The following is a 24,574-nucleotide window of genomic DNA, read 5'->3' on the forward strand; positions in this document are numbered from 1 at the left end:
GTGGATCAAGGAAGATCATTTTATTTAAAGGGTAAAAAAGATATTCGTCTACCTCAAAAGAATCGTATCATCTTAGGAGCAAGTGACTCTTGTGATGTTCGTATGAGAGGTGCCGGTATCGATGATATTCATTGTCTTATTGAATTTTCAGACAAAGTATCGATCTATAGTATGTCTTCTTCTAAGCCGGTATTAGTTAATGGACAAGAAGTTGTTACGATGGAATTAAAGGGTGGTGAATCAATTACAATTGGTAATTACTCATTTACTTTTGATTCGTCATCAAAACTTCCTCCTCAACAACTAATTCACCCACAGGAAGTTGTTAAGAACTTACCAAAGCAACCTAAGTTTAATGATGAGCGCATACGTAAGGATGAAGAGTATCAGGTAAATTACCCTTTAAGTATTGATGATAACGTAAAGTTTTCAGAATATATCTTTGAAGAGCCAGATGAAATTTATCCAATCTTTAAATATAGTATTGATAAGGAAGCGGCCGAAGTTATTATCTTATTTAATGGGAAGATTGTTTCTCTTGATTATATTCCACATAAAGATGGAAAGTTTTATTTAGTTGGTGCTAACGCTCGTGGAAATGATATAGAGTTTCCATATCTAGGTAAGAAAGACAAGGTCGAACTTTTAGATATTAGAAAGAATGATGTCGCAGTTGGGAAGATTCCTGGTTTTGAACATCGTACTTTTCTAAATAATAAAAACGCGAAGAGCTCATTACGTCGTGATGATATTCACATTTTCGAAAAAGATAACTTAAAGGTTTTTATTAGGGGTACTGAAGCTCCTCCAATTGTAAAAACGGCACCTATATTTAGACGTGATAAAGAACTAAGAAAATATCTCATCTTCTGTTTATTATTCTTCATTGTTTTTGCAGCAGGAATGATGAACTTTAAAGTCGATAAAGAAATTGAAAAAGAAAAAGTTCCAGAACGTATTGCCAAGATTCTTTACCGTCCAAAACAGCTTCGTGTAACAAAGAAGAAGAATGTCGTTAAGAATGAAGTAAAAAAAGAAGTTGAAAAGAAGGCGCCAATTAAGGAAGCGGTTTCAAACGTTGAAAAACCTCAAAAAGTAACGAAGAGTAAAGGTGATCCTAAGCAAAAGTCGACATCAACTCCAAAGAAAGGAACTCCTCGTAAAGGAAAACCAAATAATAAGGCAGTTGTAAGAGAGACTAAGAAGAAAGCTTCTAAACCAGCTCGTACAACGAATAAGCAAACAACTGTTAAAAAACTTGCTACAAATAGAAAGAGTCGTGGAAAAGTAGATGTATATAAGTCGACATCATTTACTTCTTCAATGAACTCCCTAATGGCCAAAGGTGGTGCACTAAATTCATTTAAGGCCGGTACTGGTTCAAGTGAAAGTTTTGCAGATGATAATTCTGCACTATCAACTGGAGACTCTGCTCAAATTCAAAAAGCTGATGTAAAGGCCGAAGTTGGATCTTTAAGTAGTAAGACGAGTGGTAAACTTTCATCTTCATTTGGTACAGATGGACTTGTTCAAAAGAAACAAGTTTATATAGCAGGTGTTCCTTACCGTGAAGTTATTTTAGGATCAATGGATCGTAATGACATTATGAGAATTCTGATGGAGAACGTTCCTCAGTTTAGATACTGTTACCAAAAAGAGCTTGATGTTCAACAAAAAGGTATCTCAGGTGTACTTGGTATGGAGTTTGTCATCGGTGCATCAGGTAACGTAACAAAAGCAAGTGTCGCTAAAGCAGATAAAGGCGTTCCTATAAGTGTTAAGAATTGTGTTGTTAATCATTTGAAAACAATACAATTCCCACGCCCAAAAGGTGGGGCCGAAGTTGGTGTTCACGTACCACTTAATTTAAATTCAAGCGCTTACTAAATTCATCACAAATCACTAACGCCCCTTGTTGTAAAATAAGGGGCATAATTTCAATAATTTAATGAATCCATTGTCATTATCACCAGTAAATGTTCAATCATTGTGTTGTGAATGCTACTATCTGATGGGAAAACATACCGAAAAAACACGAGGTTTCTAATGAAGATTGTTAAACTTTTATTAATGTTATTAACACTTTCTGTATTTGCTAATGATAAAGGCCTAGAGATTGCCAAAAAAATGGATCAGGCAAACAAAGGCTATATTGGTGATACATCAACGATGGAGCTTGTTTTAGTTGATTCAAGTGGTGTTGAAATTGTCCGCGAAATGCTTGGTGCTTCTGGCGAATTCAATGGTGTTGATAAGAGCTTAATGGAGTTTAAAAAACCATTAGACGTTAAAGGAACGAAACTACTTACTTGGACTTGGAAAGATGAAAGAGATGATGACCAATGGTTATACCTTCCATCTTTAAAAAGAGTTAAGAAGATTAACTCTCGATCTAAAGGTAGCTCTTTCATGGGTTCTGAATTCTCATTTGAAGATATCGGTGGTCAAACAATTGAAAAATACAATTACAAGTACCTTAAAGACGAAAAAGTTGGTGGTCAAAAGGTATGGGTTGTTGAAAGAGTGGCAAAGGCCAAAAGTTCTTATTCAAAAGTCGTACTTTACGTCTCTCAAAAGTACCTAGCTCCTGTTAAGTCGGAATACTATAACAAAAGAAATGAACATATTAAGACTTCTTCTATGGAAGATTTTAAATCTTACACTGTTGGTAAGAGAAAGATGTGGCGTGCAAATAAAATTGTTATGTTAAATCTGAACAACAAAAAACAGTCGATATTCAAATGGAAGAATAGAGTTATTGGTAAGGCCGTTAATGAAGGCGATCTTACTAAGAGGAAGTTAAAGTAAATTGAAAACGCTAATATACGGATTAATTACAGGTGCACTAACTCTATCAAGCTTACACACATTTGCTGATGGAAGAGGTGAAGTTTCGTTAAACTTTAGAGGCTATGTCGAAGATGCTACAACTCTTTTAGGAGAAGACCAGCCTAATGAATTGGCTTTCGTTAAAGTTGCCCTTGAAGACAGGGGTGATTGGAGTGGCTGGGAATATAATCTATCTCTAATTGGCCGTGCAGACGAAAAGTATCAAGATAATAGCTACGTTGATTTTAATGAGTTTAATATTGGACGTAGTTTTGGAAACTGGCAGGCTTCTGTTGGGCAGCATATGTTTATGTGGTCGCGACTTGAGGCATACCATGTTGTTGATGTCATCAACTCTCGTATTAATGATGGAAATATTGAGCGTTTTGAAAAGTTAGGTGAAACTTCTGTTGTATTAAGTCATTATACTAGTATTGGAACAATGAAGTTTATCTATATGCCTTATTTTAAGGAAGCATTCTATCCAGATTCTAAAATGCGAATCTTTGACGGGCTTAGTCCGCAAAAGCAAAATATTGTAAAAGGTAATACGATTACAAATTCCGATGAAGACAATCAATTTGATCAATTTGCTGTTTACTATGCTCATCAGTTTGGTGATTTAGATTTAACAGTATTCGCTATTGATCACATTGATCGTACAAGACCTATCTTTGCAGCAGCTTCTGTACCTGATCTTCTTGCTGGTAATATTAACGCTTACTATCTTGATGTCGTTGACTATGGTACTGCTGCTACTTACTTTTGGGGTGAGCAGACTTTTAAATTTGAGTATCTCTACTCTGATTTTAACGTCGATGATTCGGTTTCTATTCTTGATTATACTGGTGGGCAAAGAGAAATCTTTAATTATCAATTAGCATCTATTGGCCATGAGTATACATATAATTACGATAACAATTGGAGTTCTGGTTTTTATACTGAATATCAACGTGTTCTAGGTGTAGGAAAAGATAAGAGAAGCCAAGCTCAAATTTTCCAGAATGATCTTTTCATTGGTCATCGTCTTGCTCTTAACGACGCATACTCTAATGAATTTATGTTGGGTCTTTATATCGATCTTGAAAGAGCAGGGGAGACACTTTACTACCTAAGCTATGAGCGCCGTCTAAATAATGCATGGAAGATGAAGTTGAACTTTCGTGGTGTAACTATTGGTGATGATGCAAAAGCTGACAATCGTGGACTCTATGTTCTTGATGGGGATGACGAGTTCGGAGTTACGTTAACAAGATTTTTCTAGTTTGAATAAAAAAAGGCTCCGAATGGAGCTTTTTTTATTCTACTCTTGTCCTAAAACAACGAATTTATACTGTTGAAACCCTGCCTCAGCAGCAGTGTGCATAAGCTTCTTAACATAATTATACTTAAGAGATTTATCGATTACTAAATTAACAATACCAGAGAATTTCTTAGCATTTGGAGTTGATTTAGCAATATTTTCAATCTCTGTTCTCTTCGCAACTAGCTCGTTATATAGAGGAAGAATAAGTCGTCCGCCTTGTGAGTAGAGTTGCCCTTTATATGTCTCTGTATTATGAACTTCTTTGTCATCAACCCAAATGATTTTAGGAGATACCTGAACCACAACACCTTGCTCATTAATTGACTTCGATACCGAGTTCGGAATAGTAATATCTTTTGGGATATTTAAGATCACGCCAGTAGTGTCATAACTTCTAATTAAGAAAACTAGCAGGATAACAAGAATATCAAGAAGGGAAGTGATATCAATATCAAATGGTTCCTTCTTTCTTCTGATTCCTCTATTTCTAATTGAACGATTTCTCATAATAAACCTGATTCTTTATTTCTACGATTGTGTATCGCCAAAAATAATATTGTTAAATAGCTCAAGAACTTTTACATCCTGACCATCTCTCTTTGTCCAAACCTCTGGATCTGTTTTCTTGATATCACGAACAGCATCCATAATCTTAATGAGCTCTTCATAAGAGATATTTGCATTTGGAATAAAGATAACTTCTTTCTCATCCACATATTGCTTCTTAAGATCAATTAACTTTTCTCTTAACTTAAATAGGTCGTATTCACCATCAGCTGTTTTTCCTGCTGAGAATATTCTCCTCTCATTTGGTCCAGAGTGAAGGCTGATATTACTCGCATTGATTTTAAGCGTAAGATCAAGTCTTTCTTTTTGTTGTTTTGGTGGAGTAGAGTTTGAGATAATTGGAACATCAGATCCAATTTCATAAATTCTAACGAAGTTTGCTGACATTAAAAGAAAGAAGATAAAGATGAAGACCGAATCTAAAATTGGAATTAGATTCAGTCTCTCAACTTTCTTATTCTTATATTTTCGACTCGGTTTTCTATACATAACTACTTACTTTCTTCTGTATTTAAAATATCCATTAACTTAACTGAATACTCATCAATCTCATTGATGATCTTCTCTGACTTAGAACTTAAGAATGCATGAATGATCATAATCGTGATGGCCACAAGTAGACCTAGGAAAGTCGTGTTCATCGCTTGTGAAATACCTTTTGCAAGTAGTTCTGCTTTTTGAGTTGGATCAGCAGCAGCAACGGCAGCAAATGAAGCGATTAGACCTTGGATCGTACCTAGTAGACCAAATAGTGTTGAGATATTTGCAATTAGTTGTAGGTAGTTAAGTCTTAGTTCTACTTTTGGAATAATTTCAAGAGCAGTTGCATCGATTGCATTTTGAATTTGCTCTGGCTTAGCAGAAGCTCTTTCGAGACCACTTCTTAAAACCTTAGGTAGAGCAGCACTTGATCCAGAACATACACGTGAAGCACCTTCAACATCATTTGCCATAATATAGCGACGAAGTTCATTCATAAATGAAGCTCCATCAACATCAAATTTAAAGCTTAACTTAAAGAATCTTTCTAATCCAATAGCTAGACCTACTGCCCAGATAAAGAGAATGATCCACATGAAGATCCCACCGTTTTGAAAAAAAGCAGCGATCGTGTTTACCGATGATACAGCTGTGCCTTCCATTTATAGCTCCTTAAAATTATGTACTAACTTAAGAATATTTTAACTCATATTCGCGTCAAGCACTTGATTTTAAAGACTTGGAATAAACTGCCGATTCTTATTCGTAATTCTTTAGTAATTTTGAGGGAAAACTTGTCGCTCAATTCCCTCTATGAACGTATGAATAATTTTAATATGCATTTCTTGAATACGATCAGAAAGATCAGCTTCAATAACGATAGGGAAGTCCACAAGCTCCTTCATCTTTCCACCGCCTTTTCCAAGAAGACCGACTACTTTCATCCCTTTTTCATGAGCTGATTTTACGGCCTCAAGACAATTTGGTGAATTACCTGAAGTTGAGATGGCAAGAAGGACATCTCCTTTGTGTCCATGGGCCTCAACATATTTTGAAAAGATATATTCAAAACCGTAGTCATTGGCCACACATGTGATATGAGAAGAATCTGCGATAGCAATAGCTGGCATTGCTGGGCGGTCTTTACGAAAGCGTCCTGTTAGCTCTTCTGCAAAATGCATAGCATCGCACATTGAACCACCATTTCCGCAGCTAATAACACGCCCTCCATTTTTTATGGCCACAACCATTTCATTGATCGCTTTCTCCATAGTGGTGAAGTTTTCTTCGTTCGCGATAAATTTTGTTAGAGTTTCTTGTGCGTGATTAAATGCGTGGGAAATGTAATTAGACATAAATTCCTTCTCAAAAAAGAAAAGCCTCTATCGTAGAGGCTTTTATTACATAAGTTCTTCTAAAGACTTCTTAATTTCTTCTTTTGTTTGAACACCAACTAGAGTCTTAGTTGCTTGACCGTCTTTAAAGAAGATCATTGTTGGGATCCCTCTAATTCCGTATTGTTGAGCAAGCTCTCCGTTGTCATCAACGTTTACTTTTAAGATTGTTGCAGTTTCACCAATTTCTGATGCTACTTCGTCAAGTACTGGTCCAAGTGTTTTACAAGGTCCACACCATTCTGCCCAGAAATCAACTAGAACAGGCTTAGCGCTTTTTAGTACATCAGATTCAAAATTTGTTACGTCAGTTTTACCAACAGTACTCATATAATTATCCTCCAGAGCGTATGTGCTCTCTTTAGTCTCAGTATAAAGTTATATATTAAAATCCTATTTTTGGCTATTAATCAAAGTCTATTGACCGATAGACAAATTAACCATTTCTTTACTTAATATCCATTGTTTGGACTAGGTGCAAAAAATGCCTTGTTTTCTAATAAAATTCATAGGATAAGATAGTTGTATGGATAGAAAGTACCTCTTAAAATCGGCCATTAAAGTCGCTCGTTATTCACGCATCCTTGCTAAGGCAATTGACCTTTTTATTGTCGTCGTCTTATCACTATTTTTGTATCCGATTGGTATCCTTTTATCGATAGTCTATTTAACATTTGCTGATTCAATTCAAAATGGACAGTCAGTAGGGAAGAAATTTATTGGCTTTAGAGTTATCTCTTTAGTTGATGGAACGCCTTGCTCTCTAAAACAAAGTTTCATTAGAAATCTACCTTTTATTATTCCACTTGTTTTTGCCATCATTCCTGTGGCCGGTTGGTTTATGGCAGTTATCGTTGGTCTACCTATTGTTGGGATTGAATTATACCTTCTTTATAAGCTTGATTCTGGACATAGGCTAGGTGATGTTATGGCAGATACAACTGTCATGGCCAATGACGACACAATGCTTGCTATCAAAAAGCGCAAAACTAATTGGTTTGAAGATCAAGGCACGCAGGCTTAAGCAAAGACAGTATTGATAATTTCTTCTAAATTACTTTTATCAACTTCGTCAAAGCTTGCAAGTGAATCACTATCAACATCAAGAACTGCAATTAACTTTTCATTTTCGAAAACTGGTACAACTATTTCGGACTGACTCTTTGGGTCACAAGTAATGTGGTTTGCTATAGAGTGAACATCTTCAACAATTTGTGTTTCCAGTGTATGGGCGGCCGTTCCGCAAACACCTTTACCAAAAGGGATTCGAAGACAGCCAAGAGTTCCTTGATATGGACCGACAACAAGTTCTTTTTCTTTAACAGGGTCAACAATATAGAACCCGCACCAGTAATAATGAGGGAATGCTTGTTTTAAAACACAAGAAATGGTGGCCATTTTGGCAATAGTGCTGCTTTCTCCTTCACAAATAGCAAAGATATCTCTTTTTACTCTTTGATAAGTTTCGGTTTTTTGCGCATTGTCCATAACCAATTCTCCACATTAATCATTAACAGATTCAACATAATTGGCTAGATTTATAGCATAAATTGGAGATTATATGTCAAAGAAAAGATTAATCGTCGTCGACGTCAGTAACTTTATATTCCGTGCATTTTTTGCAATTCGCTCAATGAACGCCCCAGATGGTACACCTGTAAACGCAACATATGGTGTACTTTCAATGTTATTAAAAATTATGGCAAATTATAGGCCAACACATATGCTTCTTGCTCGTGATACATCGGGCGGATCTTTTAGAAATGAACTTTACGATCAGTACAAGGCCAATCGTTCAGAACCACCTGAAGAACTTGTTCCACAATTTGCTCTTATTAAAGAACTTATCGATAAGATGGGGCTTTTAAATGTTGCGAATGAAACATATGAAGCCGACGACATTATCGGCTCAACTGTTGTTCAATGGAAAAATGACTTTGATGAAATCTTAATTGCTTCAGGTGATAAGGACCTTATGCAATTTGTCGGCGACAATATCAAGATGCTCGATACGATGAAAGACGTTATCTACGATGAGAAGGGTGTCTTTGAAAAGATGGGCGTTCGTCCAGATCAAATCGTTGATTACTTATCAATGGTTGGAGATACATCGGATAATATTCCTGGAATGCGTGGGATTGGTGCAAAGGGAGCAGCAAAACTACTTGCAGAGCACGGAACACTTGAGAAGTGTTTTGAAGTGTCAGATACGTTTAAAGGTAAAAAATTAATTACAGCTTTTACTGAGCACGTTGAAGATGCAAAGCTTTCAAAAGAGTTAATTAAAATCGTTACTGATATAGATTTAGAATGTAAATCAGAAGATTCTGAAGTTAAATTTTATCCATCAGAAGAACTTCTAACTTTCCTAAAAGATCTTGGTATGAATTCAATGATCAAGAGAATGGAAGACCTTAAGTATCAACTTTCAATTGCTGATGGCGAGGAAGGGGAAGAAGAAATCGCATCTCCTTTCGAACATAAAGTGGTTACTCTTGATGAGTTAAAAGTACTTATAAAGGATCAAACTGCACTTGCTGTACAAACAGAATTTGATAGCGATGATATTCATGCACGAAACTTAATCGCAATAAGTGTTTCTTTCGATGATAACAACTCATATTTCTTAGAAGTAAATGAAGCTAATGAAAAAGAAGTTATCGAACTCATTTGGGGTGATGATAAAAGAGAAGTATATAGCGAACATTCAAAGAGAGATTATTCACATATTCTACGTCGCGGCCTAGTGTTTAAGGCCCACAACTTTGATATTACTCAGGCTCACTATAACGTAAGTCCTAGTATGAGACATAATATTGAAGTGATCGCTTCAAATGTAAACGTTAAAGTATCTGAGCTAGATAAGAAAACGCCATTTATTACTTCACTTGAAAATAATGAAGCTAAGGCTTCTTATACAGGACTTCGCTCAATTGCTATTTTTAGATTAGCTTCTCAGTTAAAAGAAGAGCTTAAAGAAAAAGAATTAGTAAGCGTTTACGAAGATATTGATAATAAACTTATCCCAATCTTAGCTGAAATGGAATTTGAGGGCGTGCACTTAAATAAAGAATATCTTTATGAAATGGCCGAAGAACTTCAAGTGTCTTTAGAGAAGATTCAAAAGAAAGTTGATTCTTATTCAATGAATGACACAATCAATTTAAATTCACCAAAACAAGTTGGAGAGTTTTTATTTAATGAATTATCGTTTCCTGTTGTTAAGAAAACAAAGACAGGATATTCAACAGACTCTTCAGTACTAGAAGAACTTGATGCTAAAAATATCAATGAAGTCCCTGGACTTATCCTTCAGTATCGTGAGCTAGGAAAAATTCTTTCTACATATGTGAAGGCACTTCCTGAAATTGTTAATAAGAAAACTGGAAAAGTTCACACTAGCTTTAACCAGCACGTTGCTCAAACGGGACGTCTTTCAAGCGTGAATCCAAACCTACAAAATATTCCAATTCGTTCAGAAACGGGACGTCTTGTTAGAAAGGCATTCATTGCTACACCTGGTAATTTACTTCTTGCAGCCGACTATTCTCAAGTAGAACTTAGAATTCTTGCTCACTATAGTGAAGATCCAACAATGATTAAGGCCTTTAACGAAGACAAGGATATTCACGCGCAAACAGCAAGTGAAATTAACGGCGTTGCACTTTCTGATGTAACAAGTGATGAACGCTCAAAAGCTAAGGCCGTTAACTTTGGTCTAATGTATGGGCAGTCTTCATTTGGTTTAGCGTCGGCTCTCAAGATTTCAAGAAAGGACGCAAAAGCATATATTGAAAAATATTTTGAAAGATTCTCAAAAATTAAAGGCTTCTTAGATGGCCTAAAAGAAGACGCAGAGAAAACTGGTTATTCAATCACAATGTATGGCAGAAAGAGATTCCTTCCTGATATTCATTCTAATAATCGTACGATAAAAGCAAATGCTGAGAGAATGGCGATTAACTCACCAATTCAAGGGACAGCTGCTGATATCATTAAATGTGCAATGATTAATATCGATGCGGAAATGAAAAAACGTGGCCTAAAGTCAAAGATGATTCTCCAGGTACACGATGAGCTTATTTTTGACGTACTTGAATCTGAGCTTGAAGAGATGAAGACACTCGTAAAAGAAGGGATGGAGAATGTTGTAGAACTTAAGGTTCCACTAAAAGTTGACCCGGCCTTTGGCGTAAACTGGTACGATCTAAAGTAAGTTAAAATAATTGCGCAGTATATATTTCCTCTCCACAGTAGATAAGCTCTGGGGAGGAAAATGTATCTGCATATCCTCTTTTGAAAAATATAATTGCATCATGCTTATTCGGGCATAAATCTTTGTAAAGTAATTTTTTGATTTCAGTAGAACGACTTGAGACTAGATCGTAGGGAGAGTTGTAGTTGATAGTAATATATTCTTCTGTATAGAGATAAGTAATAAATTCATCGAGAGGTAATATCTTATCTGCATGAAGATAAGTTGTTATATTGTTAAAAATAAATGTAGAATTCACGGAGTCTGAAAAACACTCATCGCAAATCTCTTCTCGAAGAATATCAGAGTTTTGGCCATCTAGACATCCGATAGAATCACATTCTAAGTGTAACTCCTTTATAAAATCCGAAGTCCATACAATGTTAATGTTTAAGGCATAAGTACTTATGGTTGATACTAGAATTGATAATATTAATATTATTTTTCGCATGATGAAAATAACCTCGCAAAATTTTGCTCAACCCTAACGGTTAATTCATTTTTACATTCACTAACTTTAAACTTGTAACCATTAACGACACGCTTTGAAGCAGTAATTGTGAAATTTTGGTCTAATACTTTTTCAACCGCCATTTTTTCATCCTGGTTACTTAAGCAATGATTACCATTTAGTAGACTTGATCGGCAGCTCTTAGGTATCTCACCAAAACGTTGATATGTAGTCTTTAGCTTATCTAAATCAAGCTCCCATCTACGAGGGATATTATCAAAGTCGGTCAGACCCTTGTATAAACTATATATTGCTCTTGCAACATAGAAGAAAGGGCCAAGCTTTGAATTAAAATAAGTTAGTGTATTTGATATCCCTTCAAAATTGATTCGACAAGCAGCACATGCAGCTCGACGACTAGGATCTTTTGAAGAAATATCTGAACCACTGTTGGCGATAATATCTCCGCCACTTCGATCAAAACAGGCGCCTACAGATATTCCTCTGAAATGATATAGGTTAGTAGGACTCTTTGTACTACCTGTAATTGATAGTGCACAAGGGACTCCGATAAGTGGGCCAAACTCAGTTATTAGTTCAACATTAACTTTTGTTTTTTCATAATCTTTATTAAATTCAATTTGCCCGTCTTTGATCATTTTATTAAATGAGGTTACATATCCTGGCGTTAAACTTACTCGCGTATACAGAACACCTGGAGTAAACCAACTCATAAGACCTTGGCCAATATCTGAAACAAATTGAGTCATAACTTGTTTCGTTTTAAAATATGGATCATATACCTTACACGAAACTCGATCAGCATAAGGGTTAAATAAATCTGCAGAAGCTTGAGAGAATTTTGCTTTCCAGAACAGATCTCCATAGTAACTAGCACGAGAAGTTTCAATAATATTGATAATTGATTTTCTTAAACAATGACTTATTGATCGACAGATAATATCGCCATTTTCATAAGTAATAAAATCTTGTGAAAGAGCATCACTTTCATAGTGCTTTTCAGGGAATGTCTCAAAAGTTTTTGCTGCACGTGTCTTGTCGATATACCACTGGTGAAAACCTTCATATTCTATATCAAATTCATTATTCCAAATATTTTTTTGATCAAGACTTTTGCAAAAGGCACGTGTTTCATCCATAAGGGACTTGTAATAATCGATAACTTCATCATAAGGTTTTTTTGAAAAGATAAGATCGAGATTGTCGATAAGATCTGTACCTTTAAGGCCTTCAATATGCTTCTTTGTGAAACTAAATACATCATCTGAAATGACTGAGGCTTCTGCGCATAAGTAGTAAAGATCATTCTTGATCGTATTTCCATCGAGGTTACGAAAGTAAAATGCAAGTTGGTCTTGAACTTCTTCGGCCCTTAAACGATTCCTTACTAATGTGAAGAAAGTTAATGAGTCAATTAGTTTGTTTTTTACATAGTTCTTAGTTTGAGTTTGATTTTTAAATATATGCTCGATCCATTTGTCAGCATCGTCATATGATCCTATATCGAGAATATCTTTATTAACGCTAGCAAAAGGGTCTTTGAGAAGATCATTTTGTACTCCCTCTGAAATCGGGGCGAGGATATCGAGTTCAAGTGCATCTTTTTCAAAATTCTTACGAGAAAATTCTCTAAATGAGTTTTCTGCGAGTCTCTTATTATTACAAGCGGGAATCATATCACTCTTACATCCACTCGGTGAGAAGAGGATATAGTCTTGTGTATTTGAATTTCTGATGATTTGTTCGTATTTAGAATTCTCAACTTTCAAGTTCTTCATTGCCCATGCAAAATAGAGCTTCATTGAATTCCAGTAGTCAAAGCCAATATCTTTTTCCCAATATTTTTCTTTGATTCCTTTTATATCAAATTGATAGCCAGATACTTGAAGATTATCAATTTGATCGATATCCTCAAGGCGACAATCAGTTACCCTTTCGTCTAAGTCTAGCAGCTCTTGTGCGATTCTATTTAAGTCTTGAACCGAGGGTTTTTGACCAAAGAGATTAGCCTGTAGAGGACCGAATTTCTTTATTCTAATACACTTAAAAGTTTCATCATCATTGATATATTTTTTCTGAATATAGTTATTATCTTCAAAACTGTCATAGAGACGATGTTTTAACTTATGCGAGTTTGTCCATAGTACGTCCATATAATTATTAAGTTTCGGACACTCTAGTTTTCCATAGCACTCTTTCAATATTCGTTGATACTTAACTGGGATGTTATTTTCACTATCTAAGTAGGGGAGTAGAGGGAGTTCTTGATGAATAAGTTTTTGATGGATTTCATAGATAAGTCGAGTGACTTTATTTCGATAGTCTCTAATAAGCTCTTTTACAACTACCGTCTTATCCTGTCCCGTTCGATTTGCAAGTCGATAAGCAGCTTTTGCAGGAATAGTATTATTTAAAAAGATAAATATTGAAGTTGTTGGTTTTTTTGAATCAATTGCACAAGAGGCACGGTTGTTTAAGTCTATTGTTGTTAACGGTGTGATTAAATTATTTAATTCTTGATGTTGCCAATCATGCCATTTAATTTTTGCATGGGCCGTAAACGTAATTAAAAATAGAAATAAAAAACCTCTCATCATAGAGAGGTTTTATAATTTTGAATTAATCTTAACAATTAAAGAAAAGCTTAAGTTTTTTAGCTTCCGCTATTTCCATTACAGTTGCTTGATTTACCAATGATTGTTGTATAGAAAAGAATCATTGCTTCATCAGCAGGAGTGAAGCCACGGCGTGTATTACCATCTGTGTCAAGTAGGCCATACATATAACGGTTAATAGCAATATAAACAGACTTAGGTACTTTAATACGTTGAGTACACTTACCGTTGTAGTATCTAACATTAACTCCCCAGTATTCTCCGTTAATTTGTCCACCGTATCCTCCAGTGTAGATATTAACTCCACTTCCAGCTTGTTGATTCATGCCTTCGCCAATATTGAATCCAACTTCAAAACCAGCAAATTTGTTTTCAGTAGAAAAAAGAGTACATTCTCCTTTTCGACATGAAACTTTAATGTCTTGTTCTATTCTTAGTAGGATTTCTTCATTTGAAAATTTCTCAAATTCAAATTGGTCCTCGCCACTCCCAAACATATCGTCAACATCATTTGCGAAAGTCGTGCTTGTAAACATTAATAATAAAATCATCAGTAATTTTCTCATTGTTTCCCCTTTGCTAAATATAGCGACTAAAAATCAATATCCCCAAAATCATCATCACTGTCATCGTCCGTTGGGTCCTTCCCTGGAGGAGTACAAGTAAAATATGGTGCTTTGTATTCGTTTGTTGTCTTGTTATCTTGAACATTACTTATTTTTTGGTATTCAAAGACTTCTGAAAGCAGCTCTCCAGTCTTTTCATCTTTCGTTATCTTGAATTTTAATTTCAGTCTTAGCTTGTGATCTTTCATTAAGACACATGATCCCTCGATACAGTAGTCTGAAAAGTATGGTGGCCAAACTGGGTCGTCGAATACACGGCTAATTGAATTAACAGTATTCATTACACCTAAGTGGCTATTCCCAGTAAATTTAATCGTATCAAATACTGGATAAGTCGGTAGTGTCTTTAAAACTTCAACTTTTGCAAATGGTGAAATTTCACCAATTGTTCGTCCTTCTCTATTAATAGAAGGTATTGTTGTCGGTCTCAAAGTTAGGCGTGATTTAATACGGCCCTTGAACATCATAAAATTATATTCTTGATCATCGAGGATTACTTCTAGTTCATAATTCTTTCCAATCTCAAAATAATTAGAAGTAATTTGCGTACCAATTCCGTTTATTAGGCCTGTCCAGTTTGCTGGTGCGATACCTCCATCAAACCAAGAAGTTACATAGTGTTTTTTACCATTGCCAGCTAGCTGAGTAAGAACAAATTCTGCGGCTACTGGTTGCGTATAATTACAAGGTGCCGTACATAGCTTCCCTGGTTCGCATTTTTTCTCACATGTATTTCTTACAAATAACGGTACTCCGAAGTAGGCATTGTTTTTAGCATCTGCTGAAGTTGTTAAGTATAGTTGTCCCAGTTGAATATCGTTTACAGGCCACTTTGTTGGAAACTTTGGCTCTTCCGGTGTAACTGTTTTATTTACCGTTAATAATCCTTCTGGTGATTGATTTACTCTTAATTTAAAGTCATTAATATATTTTAGTTCAGTTGATCGTCCTGTTGCATCTCCTGAAACATAGACACCAATTGAAGCTAATATATCTTGAAGCTCAAATTCATTTTCTGTGTAAAAATCTTTTGTTAAACAAGCTTCGTTAATAATAGGTTTAATAATATAGGCAGAGTCAGTTTTTGGTTTGAAGAAACAGTAGTAACCTTGAAACCTAGCTGAGTTTTCATCAATTCTTGTTACTTTACAACCTGATTGTGATTTTGGGAAATCGATACCTGTTGCTGATACGTCATTCACTTCAAACTCTAAACAGCGATTCATAATTCGACGACGACCTAATAATCGTTGTTCTCTTTCATCTTTGGTTGTTCCATATGTATTTTCAAGATTTTCAATTCGGCAAAAATCTTTTGAACCATATGTAACACTATCGTTAATACTGTATGTTAGAAATTTATCTGTTAGAACGTAATTTTCTATACCAACTGTAATCATTGTATAGTGATTGTTTGTTGCCGCCGTCATACAGTTGGAAGCTAGTATGTTTGGCATATCATCTTTTTTTACCCCAGCCTCATCATAGATATACAGACCTTTACTGAGTGGAGAAATCGAAATGTTAATATTCTTTGGTGCCGATGCAATTAAGCAGGCAAGAGTATTAAATGTTAAAAATAATAGTATTAAGCCCCTGTAAATCATTTTTCCCCCGCACATCTCTTCACTTAGTAAAGGCAGGGTGGAAAACCACCCTGCAGTATTTAAAAATTGAGATTAGTATCCGTAGTCGTGATCGTGACCTTGGATGTTAGTGATAGCTGTATCAGTACAGATGTTTGCAGCTTGCATTTTCCATCTTCTGAATTTATCAACTGTTTTGTTTGCATATCTTGCATTCTCTTCGAATTCGTAACGAACAACACAACCTCTTAGGTCAGCTGCTGCATAACGCTTGAAGAATTCAACAACAGAGTTTGAAGATAGGTCGATTTGAGCAGAAGGGTTTCCTGATCCACCGTAAACTTGAACGAAGTCACCATCTTTGTCTTTACAGAAAATTCCTGATTTAACAGCAAGTTGAGCTGCTGATTGGTAACTTTCTTCTGACCAGATAACGTCATCTTCGTTTAGATCCCAGTCACCGTTAGTGTTAGAACCTGCGATGTCTGTTACTGTAACTTTTCTTTCGAATTTGTACAGTGGGTTGTCGATGCTACCAAATGACTCTGGCATACCTACTACATAGTCATCTCTGATTTCTTCAGGTACGATGAAATCAAATCTGTCTTCTGAAGACTCTGCTAGGTAGTCTGGTCTTTGACCGTAGTCAATTTGTGTTGCACGGAAACAGATATCAACAAAGTACTTCGCACCATACATTTCTGAACCTAGGTTGAATGATAGTTCTTTAAGTCTCTTGTTGAATTGCTCGTTGTAAGAAAGTAGGCTGTGGTAGTCATACTCACCAGCTGTTTTCTCAAGCGAGAAGCTGTGGTGAGAACGATCTCCGTGATCAGTCCATTTTGTGATTTTACCACGTACTGTATCTAGAGTATTTTCATTTCTTCCATCTAGATCACCAGCACATACGCAATCACAATTTGTTCCATCTGGTCCACAGTCTTGGCCACCGCCATTTGAGCCACCGTAACCGCCGTTACCACCTTCAGCGATAAGTCCTTCTAGGAAAGGATAACCACCATGGCCACCTCTTGATCCTGGATCACATGATCTTAAAGTTTTTGGGTTGTAGCAGAAAACACCTCTGTGCTTTTTGTGCTTTAAACCAGCGTTACATGGATAGATTGATGCTCCCGAAGAATAAACATCAAAGTCGAATTGAACTCTCGCCGCTTGCGTCGAGAAGGCTCCCATAAAAAGAGCCGAAGCTAGTAGTAATTTTTTCATTACCCTCTCCTTTTTAGTTAGGTTGTTAGACAAAAAATATTGATGACAAATTTGTAACAACCGATTTTTTGAAAGTCGAGAGGGGTCAAGGGTGGAAGGCCTGAATTTGTACTTAATTAACCGGCTTTTAAGAAAAGGTTAACTGATTTAATCATTTTCTTTCGATTCTGTGATTTGATAACCGAATTGTTTTACAATATCTTTCGGCGTAAGAATTCCAATGATTCTTTTTTCGTCAAGTCTCGAAACGACCGGTAGACGGGAGATTTGGAACCTTTTAAGTCTGTGAAGGGCAATGTATAAACTTTGATCTGGATATATTTTTATAATCTTTTTTTCGCAACAGTGTTCAATTTTTACATCACCGTTACCTTTAGCAAGTTGTACTTTAAGTTCTGAAGTCGACATCATTCCTAGAAGTCTTCCATTTTTTAAGACAGGAAAACCTTGAAGGTCTGGATTATATTTTTGAATATCTTTTAGTGTTTCACTTACTGTTAAAGTAGCACCGTATGTAACGATATCTTTTATCATTGCATCTTCTACATGTAACTGATCAAGCACTTCAAGGTCATCTCGTGTTGGTAAGTGTATACCATCTTGTGCTGAGATTTGTTCGTAGATAGATTCATTTTGTGTCGGTTTTGAAGAGAGCATATAGGCAATAATATTTGCAATCATTAGTGGCAAAATAATATTGTAGTCTCTTGTTAATTCAAACACGATTAAGATAGAAGTAAACGGAGCGCGAATAACTGTAACAAAGAAAGCTCCCATTCCTACTAGTGCATATGCACCCGTGTTCGTTGTAATCTCTGGAAAGAAAACACTTGCTAGTGAACCAATTAAACTTCCTAATGTTGCTCCCATTAAAAGTGTTGGCATGAAAAGACCACCTGAAATTCCTGCCGAATAACAAAGGGAAGTCGCAAGAAACTTCAAACAAAACATTAGAAATAAAACTTTTGGATCGAGTATTAGTGAAAGCAATGTATCTTCTAAAGTTCCATGTCCACTTCCAATGACACTTGAATGTACCTGAGTCATTAGTGCAATAATGAGAAAAACAATCATCATATAAGTAAGCTTATGACTCTTCATATGTTTTCGATTGAATTCTCTAAATGCTAAAACCGACTTCATCCAAAGAGGGCCAATAAAAGCACAGCTAATTCCAATTAATAAATAGAAAAGTAGTTCACGATGGTCGTGCATCTTATAGTAAAGCTGCTCAAACATATGATGTTGGCCAGTTAGCATCTGTCCAGTGATTGAGGCTACAACTGAAGAAATAACAATTGAACCAAGAACTTTTGCGTTGAGGTCACCAACAACTTCTTCTAATGTAAAAACCACTGCTGATATCGGAGTTGCAAATGCTGCTGCAATACCACCAGCTGCACCAACTGCAACAAGGGCCTTCACTCTCTTTTTAGAGATATGAAATGAGTAGCCAAGCCATGAGGCAACACCTGAGGCGATAGTAACTGTTGGACCTTCTCTTCCTAGAGAGACACCAGAGCCAAGAGCAAGCAGAGTTGTTACTGCTTTTGCAAATGTATCTTTTAAACTGATTCTTCCGTGATCAACGACTAAGGCCGCACGAACTTTTGGGATTCCCGAACCTTCAGAGAATGGAAATCTACGAGTCGTTAGCCAACCAGAAATAAAAAGGGCGATTCCACCAAGAATTACGGATTGCCATGTAAATGTAGTATCTGTTTTAAGGATATGTTGAATCCAGTGAACACCTTTTTGAAGACCAACGGCGATAAGAGCTGATGAAACACCTGTAATGAGCGTAAGGACAAAAAATGTTCTCTCTTCTGCAGTCTCATTTTGCAGGAATTTACCTAAAAGTTTTTCATTAAACTTTAGTTTCATATGCTGTTTATCGGAGCGACTCCTTATAAAGATAAGTTAACTGACTAATTTTTCGCAATATCTCACAATTTTAACCTTACGGAAAGAGAAATTCTGCCTTGCGCCAATATAAATGTGAAAAAATATGATTTTTTCTAGGTGGCAGACCTTGACATGTATCCGTTCACTCCCAATTTATGTATAAACAAACGTGAAATAAATAAAAAATGTATTTAACTGGAGGATTTATGCAAGTTAAACCATTACAAGATAGAGTTCTAATCAAAAGAATTGAAAACGAAACAAAGACAGCTGGTGGTATCTACATTCCAGATAACAACTCAGAAAAACCAAGTGAAGGTGAAGTTATTGCTGTTGGGCCAGGATACCGTCTAGACAATGGTTCTGTTGCAGAACTTGCTGTTAAAGAAGGTGATAAGGTTCTTTTTGGTAAATACGCTGGAAGTGAAGTAAAGCTTGATGGTGTTGAGTATCTAATCATGAAAGAATCAGATATTTTAGGAATTTTAGTTTAATCAAATTGATTAATATACAGGAGATAAAAAGATGGCAAAAGAATTAAAGTATTCAGAAGAAGCTAGAGGACTAATCCTTGAAGGTGTTAATCAACTTGCAAATGCAGTTAGAGTAACTCTTGGACCAAAGGGGAGAAACGTAGTAATCCAAAAATCATTTGGTGCTCCACACATCACAAAAGATGGTGTTTCTGTTGCAAAAGAAATCGAATTAGAAAATAACTTTCAAAATATGGGCGCTCAAATGGTTAAAGAAGTTGCTCAAAAGACTAACGAAGACGCAGGTGATGGTACAACTACTGCAACTGTTCTTGCTCAAGCAATCTATACGGAAGGTGCTAAGCTTGTAACTGCTGGTCACAATCCAATGGATCTTAAAAGAGGAATCGATACTGCTGTTGAGAAAATCGTTTCTGAATTAAGAGCTGTTGCAAAAGAAATCAAGACTAACGAAGAAATTGAACAAGTTGGTACAATCTCAGCTAACAATGACAATGAAATCGGAAAACTTCTAGCGGAAGCGATGGATAAAGTTGGTAAAGATGGTGTTATTACTATTGAAGAGTCAAAAACAGCTGAAACAACGTTAGATGTTGTAGAAGGGATGCAATTTGACCGTGGTTACCTTTCTCCATACTTTGTAACTAACTCAGAGAAAATGGAAGTTTCTTTTGATAATGCAAATATCCTAATCACTGATAAGAAAGTTTCTAACATGAAGGAACTTCTTCCAATCCTTGAAAAAGCTGTTCAGACTTCAAGACCACTTTTAATCATCGCTGAAGATGTTGAAGGTGAGGCAATTACAACTCTTGTTGTTAATAAGCTAAGAGGAACTCTGAATGTTGCAGCTGTAAAAGCTCCAGGATTCGGTGATAGAAGAAAAGAAATGCTTAAAGATATCGCAGCACTTACTGGTGGTACTGTAATTTCTGAAGAACTAGGAATGAGCCTTGAGACAGCTGCTCTTGAGCACTTAGGTTCGGCTAAGAAAATTTCAATTGATAAAGAAAATACAACTATCGTAGATGGTGCTGGTGATGTAGCTGCTGTTGAAGCACGTGTTAACCAAATTAAAGCACAAATTGCAGAAACAACTTCTGACTATGACAGAGAGAAACTACAAGAAAGACTTGCTAAGCTTTCTGGTGGTGTTGCAGTTGTTAACGTTGGTGCTCCAACTGAAACTGAAATGAAAGAAAAGAAAGACCGTGTTGAAGATGCACTAAACGCAACAAGAGCTGCTGTTGAAGAAGGTATTGTTGTTGGTGGTGGTTCTGCTCTTGTTAAAGCTGCTCAAGTTCTTGCAGATCTTAAAGCAAATAGAGAAGAAGAAATGCACGGAATTAAAATCGTTCAAAGAGCTGTTGAAGCTCCTCTTAGACAAATTGCTACAAACGCAGGACTTGAAGGTTCTGTTGTTGTTAACGAAGTTAAGAAGAACGAAGATGCAAAATATGGTTTCAACGCACGTGATGAGAGATATGAAGACCTAATCGCTGCTGGTATTATTGATCCAGTTAAGGTTACTCGCTCAGCACTTCAAAATGCTGCTTCAGTTGCAGGACTTATGCTTACAACTGAAACAATGATTGCTGATATTCCTAAGGAAGACGGTCCAGCGATGCCTCCAATGGGTGGAATGGGCGGAATGCCTGGTATGATGTAACCCGCAGCATCTTAGCGAAGCTAAGATTTGATGCGGGGTAGGCGCCCATCTTTTGGAATGCCTATCTCACCGATTTGCCCCAGCGCGAGGGGACTCACTTAAGTAAAAATAAGCCTGCTTTTATGCAGGCTTTTTTTATATTACTACTTGCTTCTTTGAGAGTGACTAGTTAAAAGCCAACTCTTCAAGGCGCCTATTTTCAAACCCATCCCATTTAAGGACTCTAGTTTTCAATGCTTTATACCGCTTATCTTAAGTACGTAAAGAATTTTCATTGGATTCCGATATAATATTTATTACGAAAGAGTTCACTTTAAGGGGAAAGTTCATGGAGTATTCAAGTATAAAAGCACTTGTTGTTGATGATCTCGATTATATTAGAAAATCAGTTAAAAGTATTTTGAATGATATTGGAGTAGAGAATATTAATGAAGCTGTTGATGGTATTTCGGCACTTCGAAAAGTAATCGAAGCCCATGAAAGTGGCTCACCCTATCAAATAGTTTTTTGTGATGTGCATATGCCAAACTGTGATGGACTTGATTTTCTCTTCCAACTTAGAGCTGATGAAAGGATGGCCGACTTGCCTGTCGTTATGGTTAGTTCTGAAAATTCGATTGCAATCATTAGAAGAACAATTGAATTAGGTGCAAATAATTACTTACTCAAACCTTTTTCCGCAACAGTATTAGAAGATAAAATGAAATCTGTTTTAAAAATAGAAGCGGCCGTTTAAGCCGCTTGAGTTTTTTCTTATTGCTCTTGTTTTCTTAATTCGTAACTGATGTCACTAAAGTTGCGATTCACACAACTTACGAAAGAGTAGCTAACGCCTCTTCCAATATTCATACAGTGGCTCAGAAACATTCCTAATTCACTTTCAATTCTTCTGAAATTATTGTTTACACAACTTTCAAATGAGAAGCTTAAGTCATCACCAAAGTTGCTGCAATATTGTAAGAATAGATTTGGTACTTCGAATTCTGCTCGTCTAAAGTTTGAATTAATACAACTTGTGAATGAATAGCTTACTTTGTCTCCAAAATTAGAACAGTGTGATGGAAAATATGCTTCTTGTTCACTTGATGCACTAACATTTAGAATAGTAAAAAATAAAAATACAATCGTAACTAAAGCTGATTTCATAATTCCTCCCTAAGTTATATGAATAATATTATTTTATGCAGCTTTTTAAAGGATGTGCAACCAAAGTGTCTAACGCAATTAGCCTTATACTTTTTAGGGACAACTCGTTATAATTTTTTAAGTTAATAAAGTGAGGAAATATGTTTAATAAAGCACAAGAAGTTGAGGAGCAGAAACCTGCTTTTCTTTCAGGTCAATGGTTTAAAGATGAAGCGCTATCATGGATTAAAATTATTTTAATCGTATTTGGTTTCAGATCTACTTTTGTTGACCACTACCACATTCCAACAGGATCACTACTTCCGACAAATGCTATCGGTGATTCAATTGTTGTTAATAAGATGTCTTACGGGTTTAAAGTTCCATTTACGGAGTTCTTTAATCCTATTTATATCGGTGGGCAATCGCTCCCTGAACGTGGTGATATTGTTGTTTTCGAATATCCAATTAATCCTTCTATCCTTTTTGTTAAAAGAACAATTGGCTTACCTGGGGATACGATTGAAGTATATGAAAATGAATTATTTATTAACGGTAAGAAAGTTGAAAAGACTGCGATCGAAGGTGAAAAAGATCAAGAGCTAAGAGGTCTTTACGATAAAGAGCCTTCTCTTAATCCTGAAGATATGAAGTTCTATTATCAACAAATTGGCGAGAAGAAGTTTACGGTTGGTGAAAACCCAACATTCTTTAGGCATCTAAATCAAGAAAAGGTTACTGTTCCAGATGGACACGTATTCGTCATGGGTGATAACAGAGATTATTCAAGTGACTCACGTGTTTGGGGATTTGTTCCTGTAAAGAATATTCGCGGTAAGGCATTCATGGTTTGGATGTCGCTAGTGTACCCTTGGTCAGATAAACCTTTCCACTTTAGACCAAGTCGAATCGGTACATCTCTTTAAATTTTCCTGACAATAAATTTGCTATGGGGCCACAAAGGAAAGTACTCTGGTACTAGTTCCTTTTTGGTCCTATGTTAAGTGCTTGTTTTTGTAGGACCATTGATTTCTCTATAGTGCGGCCTGTGGGGCATTTTGCACACTTCAATTGTAAAGTTTTTGTAAGTTATTGAATCTATTATTTGTCAATTTTGGCACGCTACCTGCTTATATATAAGTATCCAGAGGCCAGGGGGCCTCCCCAAGATTAGGACGATTTTGGGAATTAGCAATAGGACGTTGCTATGGAAACTGAGAGTTACACTTATGAATGTAAGGTCGCTTTCAGGAAAAATGGGCCTAGAGGAAAGGGCAACAGAATTGTAAAAAGCACGAAGCTTAATCAAACCACCTCTAGGCCCCTTTTAAAAGTTGTTGTTTATTTAGAGTGTCCACGGAAGGACACGAAGAAAACATGGAAGTTATAGATAAGCTTTGGAGACATCCCTCTCTCCCTATGATTTGACCCAAAGCTTATAGAGGCCGAGAGTAACGTGTGTGGTTTTAAGAAAGGAGTGCTCTCGGCCTTTCTACGTTTTAGGGCAATTTTTTCCACAATCTTATTCATCTTTAATTAACGTTTGCAATGAACCGATGGGCTCATTGTGAGAAAGTCAAACTATGTCATCTATTTACAATTTGAACGAGCCTTAGGAGAAGAGTTTCTTTATATGTCTCGTGTGTTTTCAGAATTTGGAATGAAACTAGTTCCAATGAAACTTGATGACTTTAAGTCGATTAGAATGAAGGAGCATCAATTTGTTATTTGTTGTATCCGAGATATTCGTGCACTTTTTAATTATAATAAATTATTAAAGAGATATATGAACTTCATGCTTAGACAGGGAAGTATCACACTATTTGAGTATAGTTCATTTGCTATAACTCATGATGATGCCATCTTAAAAACAAAAAAAGTTTTTCAAGAAAGACTACCTGTTAGTATGTTTCGTATGGCCGATCGTGCGGGACAAGAAATGTTCAGCAAACTTGTGACAAATTCTTCTCGCTGGCCAGGTGGAAGAAGAGCAAAGTTACCTGAGTATTAAAAGGGATTGAGAG

At 36.1% G+C, this 24,574-nt stretch carries 23 protein-coding genes; 10 read left to right on the forward strand and 13 right to left on the reverse strand.

Annotated elements, in window-relative coordinates; all coding sequences use genetic code 11:
* From C0Z22_RS06825 to C0Z22_RS06835, 3 genes are all read left to right on the forward strand, one after another.
* Entirely contained in the window at window positions 1–1,887 is a 1,887-nt protein-coding gene (locus C0Z22_RS06825) for an AgmX/PglI C-terminal domain-containing protein (protein WP_103217613.1), read from the forward strand.
* 159 nt (window positions 1,888–2,046) lie between these two features.
* Entirely contained in the window at window positions 2,047–2,808 is a 762-nt protein-coding gene (locus C0Z22_RS06830) for an outer membrane lipoprotein-sorting protein (protein WP_158246844.1), read from the forward strand.
* Between the two features lies 1 nt (window position 2,809).
* Entirely contained in the window at window positions 2,810–4,093 is a 1,284-nt protein-coding gene (locus C0Z22_RS06835; protein WP_103217615.1) for a hypothetical protein, read from the forward strand.
* A gap of 39 nt (window positions 4,094–4,132) precedes the next feature.
* Here C0Z22_RS06835 and C0Z22_RS06840 read toward each other — a convergent pair whose 3' ends face one another.
* From C0Z22_RS06840 to trxA, 5 genes are all read right to left on the reverse strand, one after another.
* Window positions 4,133–4,642 carry a biopolymer transporter ExbD gene (locus C0Z22_RS06840; RefSeq protein ID WP_103217616.1) on the reverse strand — a complete coding sequence of 170 codons (510 nt, stop codon included), beginning with the start codon at window positions 4,640–4,642 and terminating at the stop codon, window positions 4,133–4,135.
* A 21-nt stretch (window positions 4,643–4,663) separates the two neighbouring features.
* Window positions 4,664–5,191: a biopolymer transporter ExbD gene (locus tag C0Z22_RS06845; RefSeq protein ID WP_103217617.1), complete on the reverse strand. Its 528-nt coding sequence runs from the start codon at window positions 5,189–5,191 to the stop codon at window positions 4,664–4,666.
* A gap of 2 nt (window positions 5,192–5,193) precedes the next feature.
* Window positions 5,194–5,844: a MotA/TolQ/ExbB proton channel family protein gene (locus C0Z22_RS06850; protein ID WP_103217618.1), complete on the reverse strand. Its 651-nt coding sequence runs from the start codon at window positions 5,842–5,844 to the stop codon at window positions 5,194–5,196.
* 111 nt (window positions 5,845–5,955) lie between these two features.
* The gene (gene gmhA, locus C0Z22_RS06855) at window positions 5,956–6,537 is read right to left on the reverse strand and encodes a D-sedoheptulose 7-phosphate isomerase (protein ID WP_103217619.1); all 582 of its coding nucleotides are present in this window, start codon (window positions 6,535–6,537) and stop codon (window positions 5,956–5,958) included.
* Window positions 6,538–6,582: 45 nt separating this feature from the next.
* Window positions 6,583–6,906, reverse strand: coding sequence for a thioredoxin (gene trxA, locus C0Z22_RS06860; RefSeq protein ID WP_103217620.1), 324 nt, complete (start codon window positions 6,904–6,906; stop codon window positions 6,583–6,585).
* Between the two features lie 196 nt (window positions 6,907–7,102).
* Between trxA and C0Z22_RS06865 the strand changes: the two genes are divergently transcribed.
* A complete protein-coding gene (locus tag C0Z22_RS06865) occupies window positions 7,103–7,600 on the forward strand; it encodes an RDD family protein (protein WP_103217621.1) in 498 nt (165 codons plus the stop codon).
* Here C0Z22_RS06865 and C0Z22_RS06870 read toward each other — a convergent pair.
* Window positions 7,597–8,064 (reverse strand): GAF domain-containing protein, encoded by a 468-nt coding sequence (locus C0Z22_RS06870; protein WP_103217622.1) that lies wholly within the window; start codon window positions 8,062–8,064, stop codon window positions 7,597–7,599. The genes C0Z22_RS06865 and C0Z22_RS06870 overlap by 4 nt on opposite strands.
* A gap of 73 nt (window positions 8,065–8,137) precedes the next feature.
* Between C0Z22_RS06870 and polA the strand changes: the two genes are divergently transcribed.
* Complete coding sequence (polA, locus tag C0Z22_RS06875) at window positions 8,138–10,792, forward strand: DNA polymerase I (protein ID WP_103217623.1); 2,655 nt, start codon at window positions 8,138–8,140, stop codon at window positions 10,790–10,792.
* A gap of 1 nt (window position 10,793) precedes the next feature.
* On the opposite strand, the gene C0Z22_RS15895 is transcribed toward polA, so the two are convergent.
* The 6 genes from C0Z22_RS15895 to C0Z22_RS06905 form a co-directional block, all read right to left on the reverse strand.
* Entirely contained in the window at window positions 10,794–11,090 is a 297-nt protein-coding gene (locus tag C0Z22_RS15895) for a hypothetical protein (RefSeq protein WP_146037827.1), read from the reverse strand.
* A 179-nt stretch (window positions 11,091–11,269) separates the two neighbouring features.
* A complete protein-coding gene (locus C0Z22_RS06885; protein ID WP_146037828.1) occupies window positions 11,270–13,900 on the reverse strand; it encodes a hypothetical protein in 2,631 nt (876 codons plus the stop codon).
* A 56-nt stretch (window positions 13,901–13,956) separates the two neighbouring features.
* On the reverse strand, window positions 13,957–14,484 hold the full coding sequence (locus tag C0Z22_RS06890) for a hypothetical protein (protein ID WP_103217626.1): 528 nt from the start codon (window positions 14,482–14,484) through the stop codon (window positions 13,957–13,959).
* Window positions 14,485–14,510: 26 nt separating this feature from the next.
* A complete protein-coding gene (locus C0Z22_RS06895; protein ID WP_146037829.1) occupies window positions 14,511–16,001 on the reverse strand; it encodes a hypothetical protein in 1,491 nt (496 codons plus the stop codon).
* A gap of 222 nt (window positions 16,002–16,223) precedes the next feature.
* Entirely contained in the window at window positions 16,224–17,357 is a 1,134-nt protein-coding gene (locus C0Z22_RS06900) for a hypothetical protein (protein ID WP_103217628.1), read from the reverse strand.
* A 147-nt stretch (window positions 17,358–17,504) separates the two neighbouring features.
* On the reverse strand, window positions 17,505–19,241 hold the full coding sequence (locus C0Z22_RS06905) for a chloride channel protein (protein WP_103217629.1): 1,737 nt from the start codon (window positions 19,239–19,241) through the stop codon (window positions 17,505–17,507).
* Window positions 19,242–19,468: 227 nt separating this feature from the next.
* Here C0Z22_RS06905 and groES point away from each other — a divergent pair, with 227 nt between their 5' ends.
* From groES to C0Z22_RS06920, 3 genes are all read left to right on the forward strand, one after another.
* Entirely contained in the window at window positions 19,469–19,756 is a 288-nt protein-coding gene (gene groES / locus C0Z22_RS06910; protein ID WP_103217630.1) for a co-chaperone GroES, read from the forward strand.
* A gap of 31 nt (window positions 19,757–19,787) precedes the next feature.
* Window positions 19,788–21,425 carry a chaperonin GroEL gene (gene groL, locus C0Z22_RS06915; RefSeq protein ID WP_103217631.1) on the forward strand — a complete coding sequence of 546 codons (1,638 nt, stop codon included), beginning with the start codon at window positions 19,788–19,790 and terminating at the stop codon, window positions 21,423–21,425.
* A 328-nt stretch (window positions 21,426–21,753) separates the two neighbouring features.
* The gene (locus C0Z22_RS06920; RefSeq protein ID WP_103217632.1) at window positions 21,754–22,161 is read left to right on the forward strand and encodes a response regulator; all 408 of its coding nucleotides are present in this window, start codon (window positions 21,754–21,756) and stop codon (window positions 22,159–22,161) included.
* Between the two features lie 17 nt (window positions 22,162–22,178).
* Here C0Z22_RS06920 and C0Z22_RS06925 read toward each other — a convergent pair whose 3' ends face one another.
* Window positions 22,179–22,571, reverse strand: a complete 393-nt coding sequence (locus C0Z22_RS06925) for a hypothetical protein (protein WP_103217633.1) — start codon at window positions 22,569–22,571, stop codon at window positions 22,179–22,181.
* A gap of 140 nt (window positions 22,572–22,711) precedes the next feature.
* Between C0Z22_RS06925 and lepB the strand changes: the two genes are divergently transcribed.
* Window positions 22,712–23,476 carry a signal peptidase I gene (gene lepB, locus C0Z22_RS06930; RefSeq protein ID WP_103217634.1) on the forward strand — a complete coding sequence of 255 codons (765 nt, stop codon included), beginning with the start codon at window positions 22,712–22,714 and terminating at the stop codon, window positions 23,474–23,476.
* A 707-nt stretch (window positions 23,477–24,183) separates the two neighbouring features.
* Complete coding sequence (locus C0Z22_RS06940) at window positions 24,184–24,561, forward strand: hypothetical protein (protein WP_146037830.1); 378 nt, start codon at window positions 24,184–24,186, stop codon at window positions 24,559–24,561.
* Window positions 24,562–24,574: the final 13 nt, after the last annotated feature.

It is taken from the genome of Halobacteriovorax sp. DA5, assembly GCF_002903145.1.
Lineage (GTDB): Bacteria > Bdellovibrionota > Bacteriovoracia > Bacteriovoracales > Bacteriovoracaceae > Halobacteriovorax_A.

Excerpts from the sequence above, each read along its gene's own strand:
- C0Z22_RS06920 (WP_103217632.1), top strand. The coding sequence starts at position 21,754 with ATGGAGTATTCAAGTATAAAAGCACTTGTTGTTGATGATCTCGATTAT.
- C0Z22_RS06905 (WP_103217629.1), bottom strand. The coding sequence starts at position 19,241 with ATGAAACTAAAGTTTAATGAAAAACTTTTAGGTAAATTCCTGCAAAAT.
- C0Z22_RS06845 (WP_103217617.1), bottom strand. The coding sequence starts at position 5,191 with ATGTATAGAAAACCGAGTCGAAAATATAAGAATAAGAAAGTTGAGAGA.
- C0Z22_RS06925 (WP_103217633.1), bottom strand. The coding sequence starts at position 22,571 with ATGAAATCAGCTTTAGTTACGATTGTATTTTTATTTTTTACTATTCTA.
- gmhA (WP_103217619.1), bottom strand. The coding sequence starts at position 6,537 with ATGTCTAATTACATTTCCCACGCATTTAATCACGCACAAGAAACTCTA.
- C0Z22_RS06940 (WP_146037830.1), top strand. The coding sequence starts at position 24,184 with ATGTCTCGTGTGTTTTCAGAATTTGGAATGAAACTAGTTCCAATGAAA.
- C0Z22_RS06895 (WP_146037829.1), bottom strand. The coding sequence starts at position 16,001 with ATGCCAAACATACTAGCTTCCAACTGTATGACGGCGGCAACAAACAAT.
- polA (WP_103217623.1), top strand. The coding sequence starts at position 8,138 with ATGTCAAAGAAAAGATTAATCGTCGTCGACGTCAGTAACTTTATATTC.
- groL (WP_103217631.1), top strand. The coding sequence starts at position 19,788 with ATGGCAAAAGAATTAAAGTATTCAGAAGAAGCTAGAGGACTAATCCTT.
- C0Z22_RS06850 (WP_103217618.1), bottom strand. The coding sequence starts at position 5,844 with ATGGAAGGCACAGCTGTATCATCGGTAAACACGATCGCTGCTTTTTTT.
- trxA (WP_103217620.1), bottom strand. The coding sequence starts at position 6,906 with ATGAGTACTGTTGGTAAAACTGACGTAACAAATTTTGAATCTGATGTA.
- groES (WP_103217630.1), top strand. The coding sequence starts at position 19,469 with ATGCAAGTTAAACCATTACAAGATAGAGTTCTAATCAAAAGAATTGAA.
- C0Z22_RS06830 (WP_158246844.1), top strand. The coding sequence starts at position 2,047 with ATGAAGATTGTTAAACTTTTATTAATGTTATTAACACTTTCTGTATTT.
- lepB (WP_103217634.1), top strand. The coding sequence starts at position 22,712 with ATGTTTAATAAAGCACAAGAAGTTGAGGAGCAGAAACCTGCTTTTCTT.
- C0Z22_RS06885 (WP_146037828.1), bottom strand. The coding sequence starts at position 13,900 with ATGATGAGAGGTTTTTTATTTCTATTTTTAATTACGTTTACGGCCCAT.
- C0Z22_RS06865 (WP_103217621.1), top strand. The coding sequence starts at position 7,103 with ATGGATAGAAAGTACCTCTTAAAATCGGCCATTAAAGTCGCTCGTTAT.
- C0Z22_RS06900 (WP_103217628.1), bottom strand. The coding sequence starts at position 17,357 with ATGAAAAAATTACTACTAGCTTCGGCTCTTTTTATGGGAGCCTTCTCG.
- C0Z22_RS06870 (WP_103217622.1), bottom strand. The coding sequence starts at position 8,064 with ATGGACAATGCGCAAAAAACCGAAACTTATCAAAGAGTAAAAAGAGAT.
- C0Z22_RS06890 (WP_103217626.1), bottom strand. The coding sequence starts at position 14,484 with ATGAGAAAATTACTGATGATTTTATTATTAATGTTTACAAGCACGACT.
- C0Z22_RS06840 (WP_103217616.1), bottom strand. The coding sequence starts at position 4,642 with ATGAGAAATCGTTCAATTAGAAATAGAGGAATCAGAAGAAAGAAGGAA.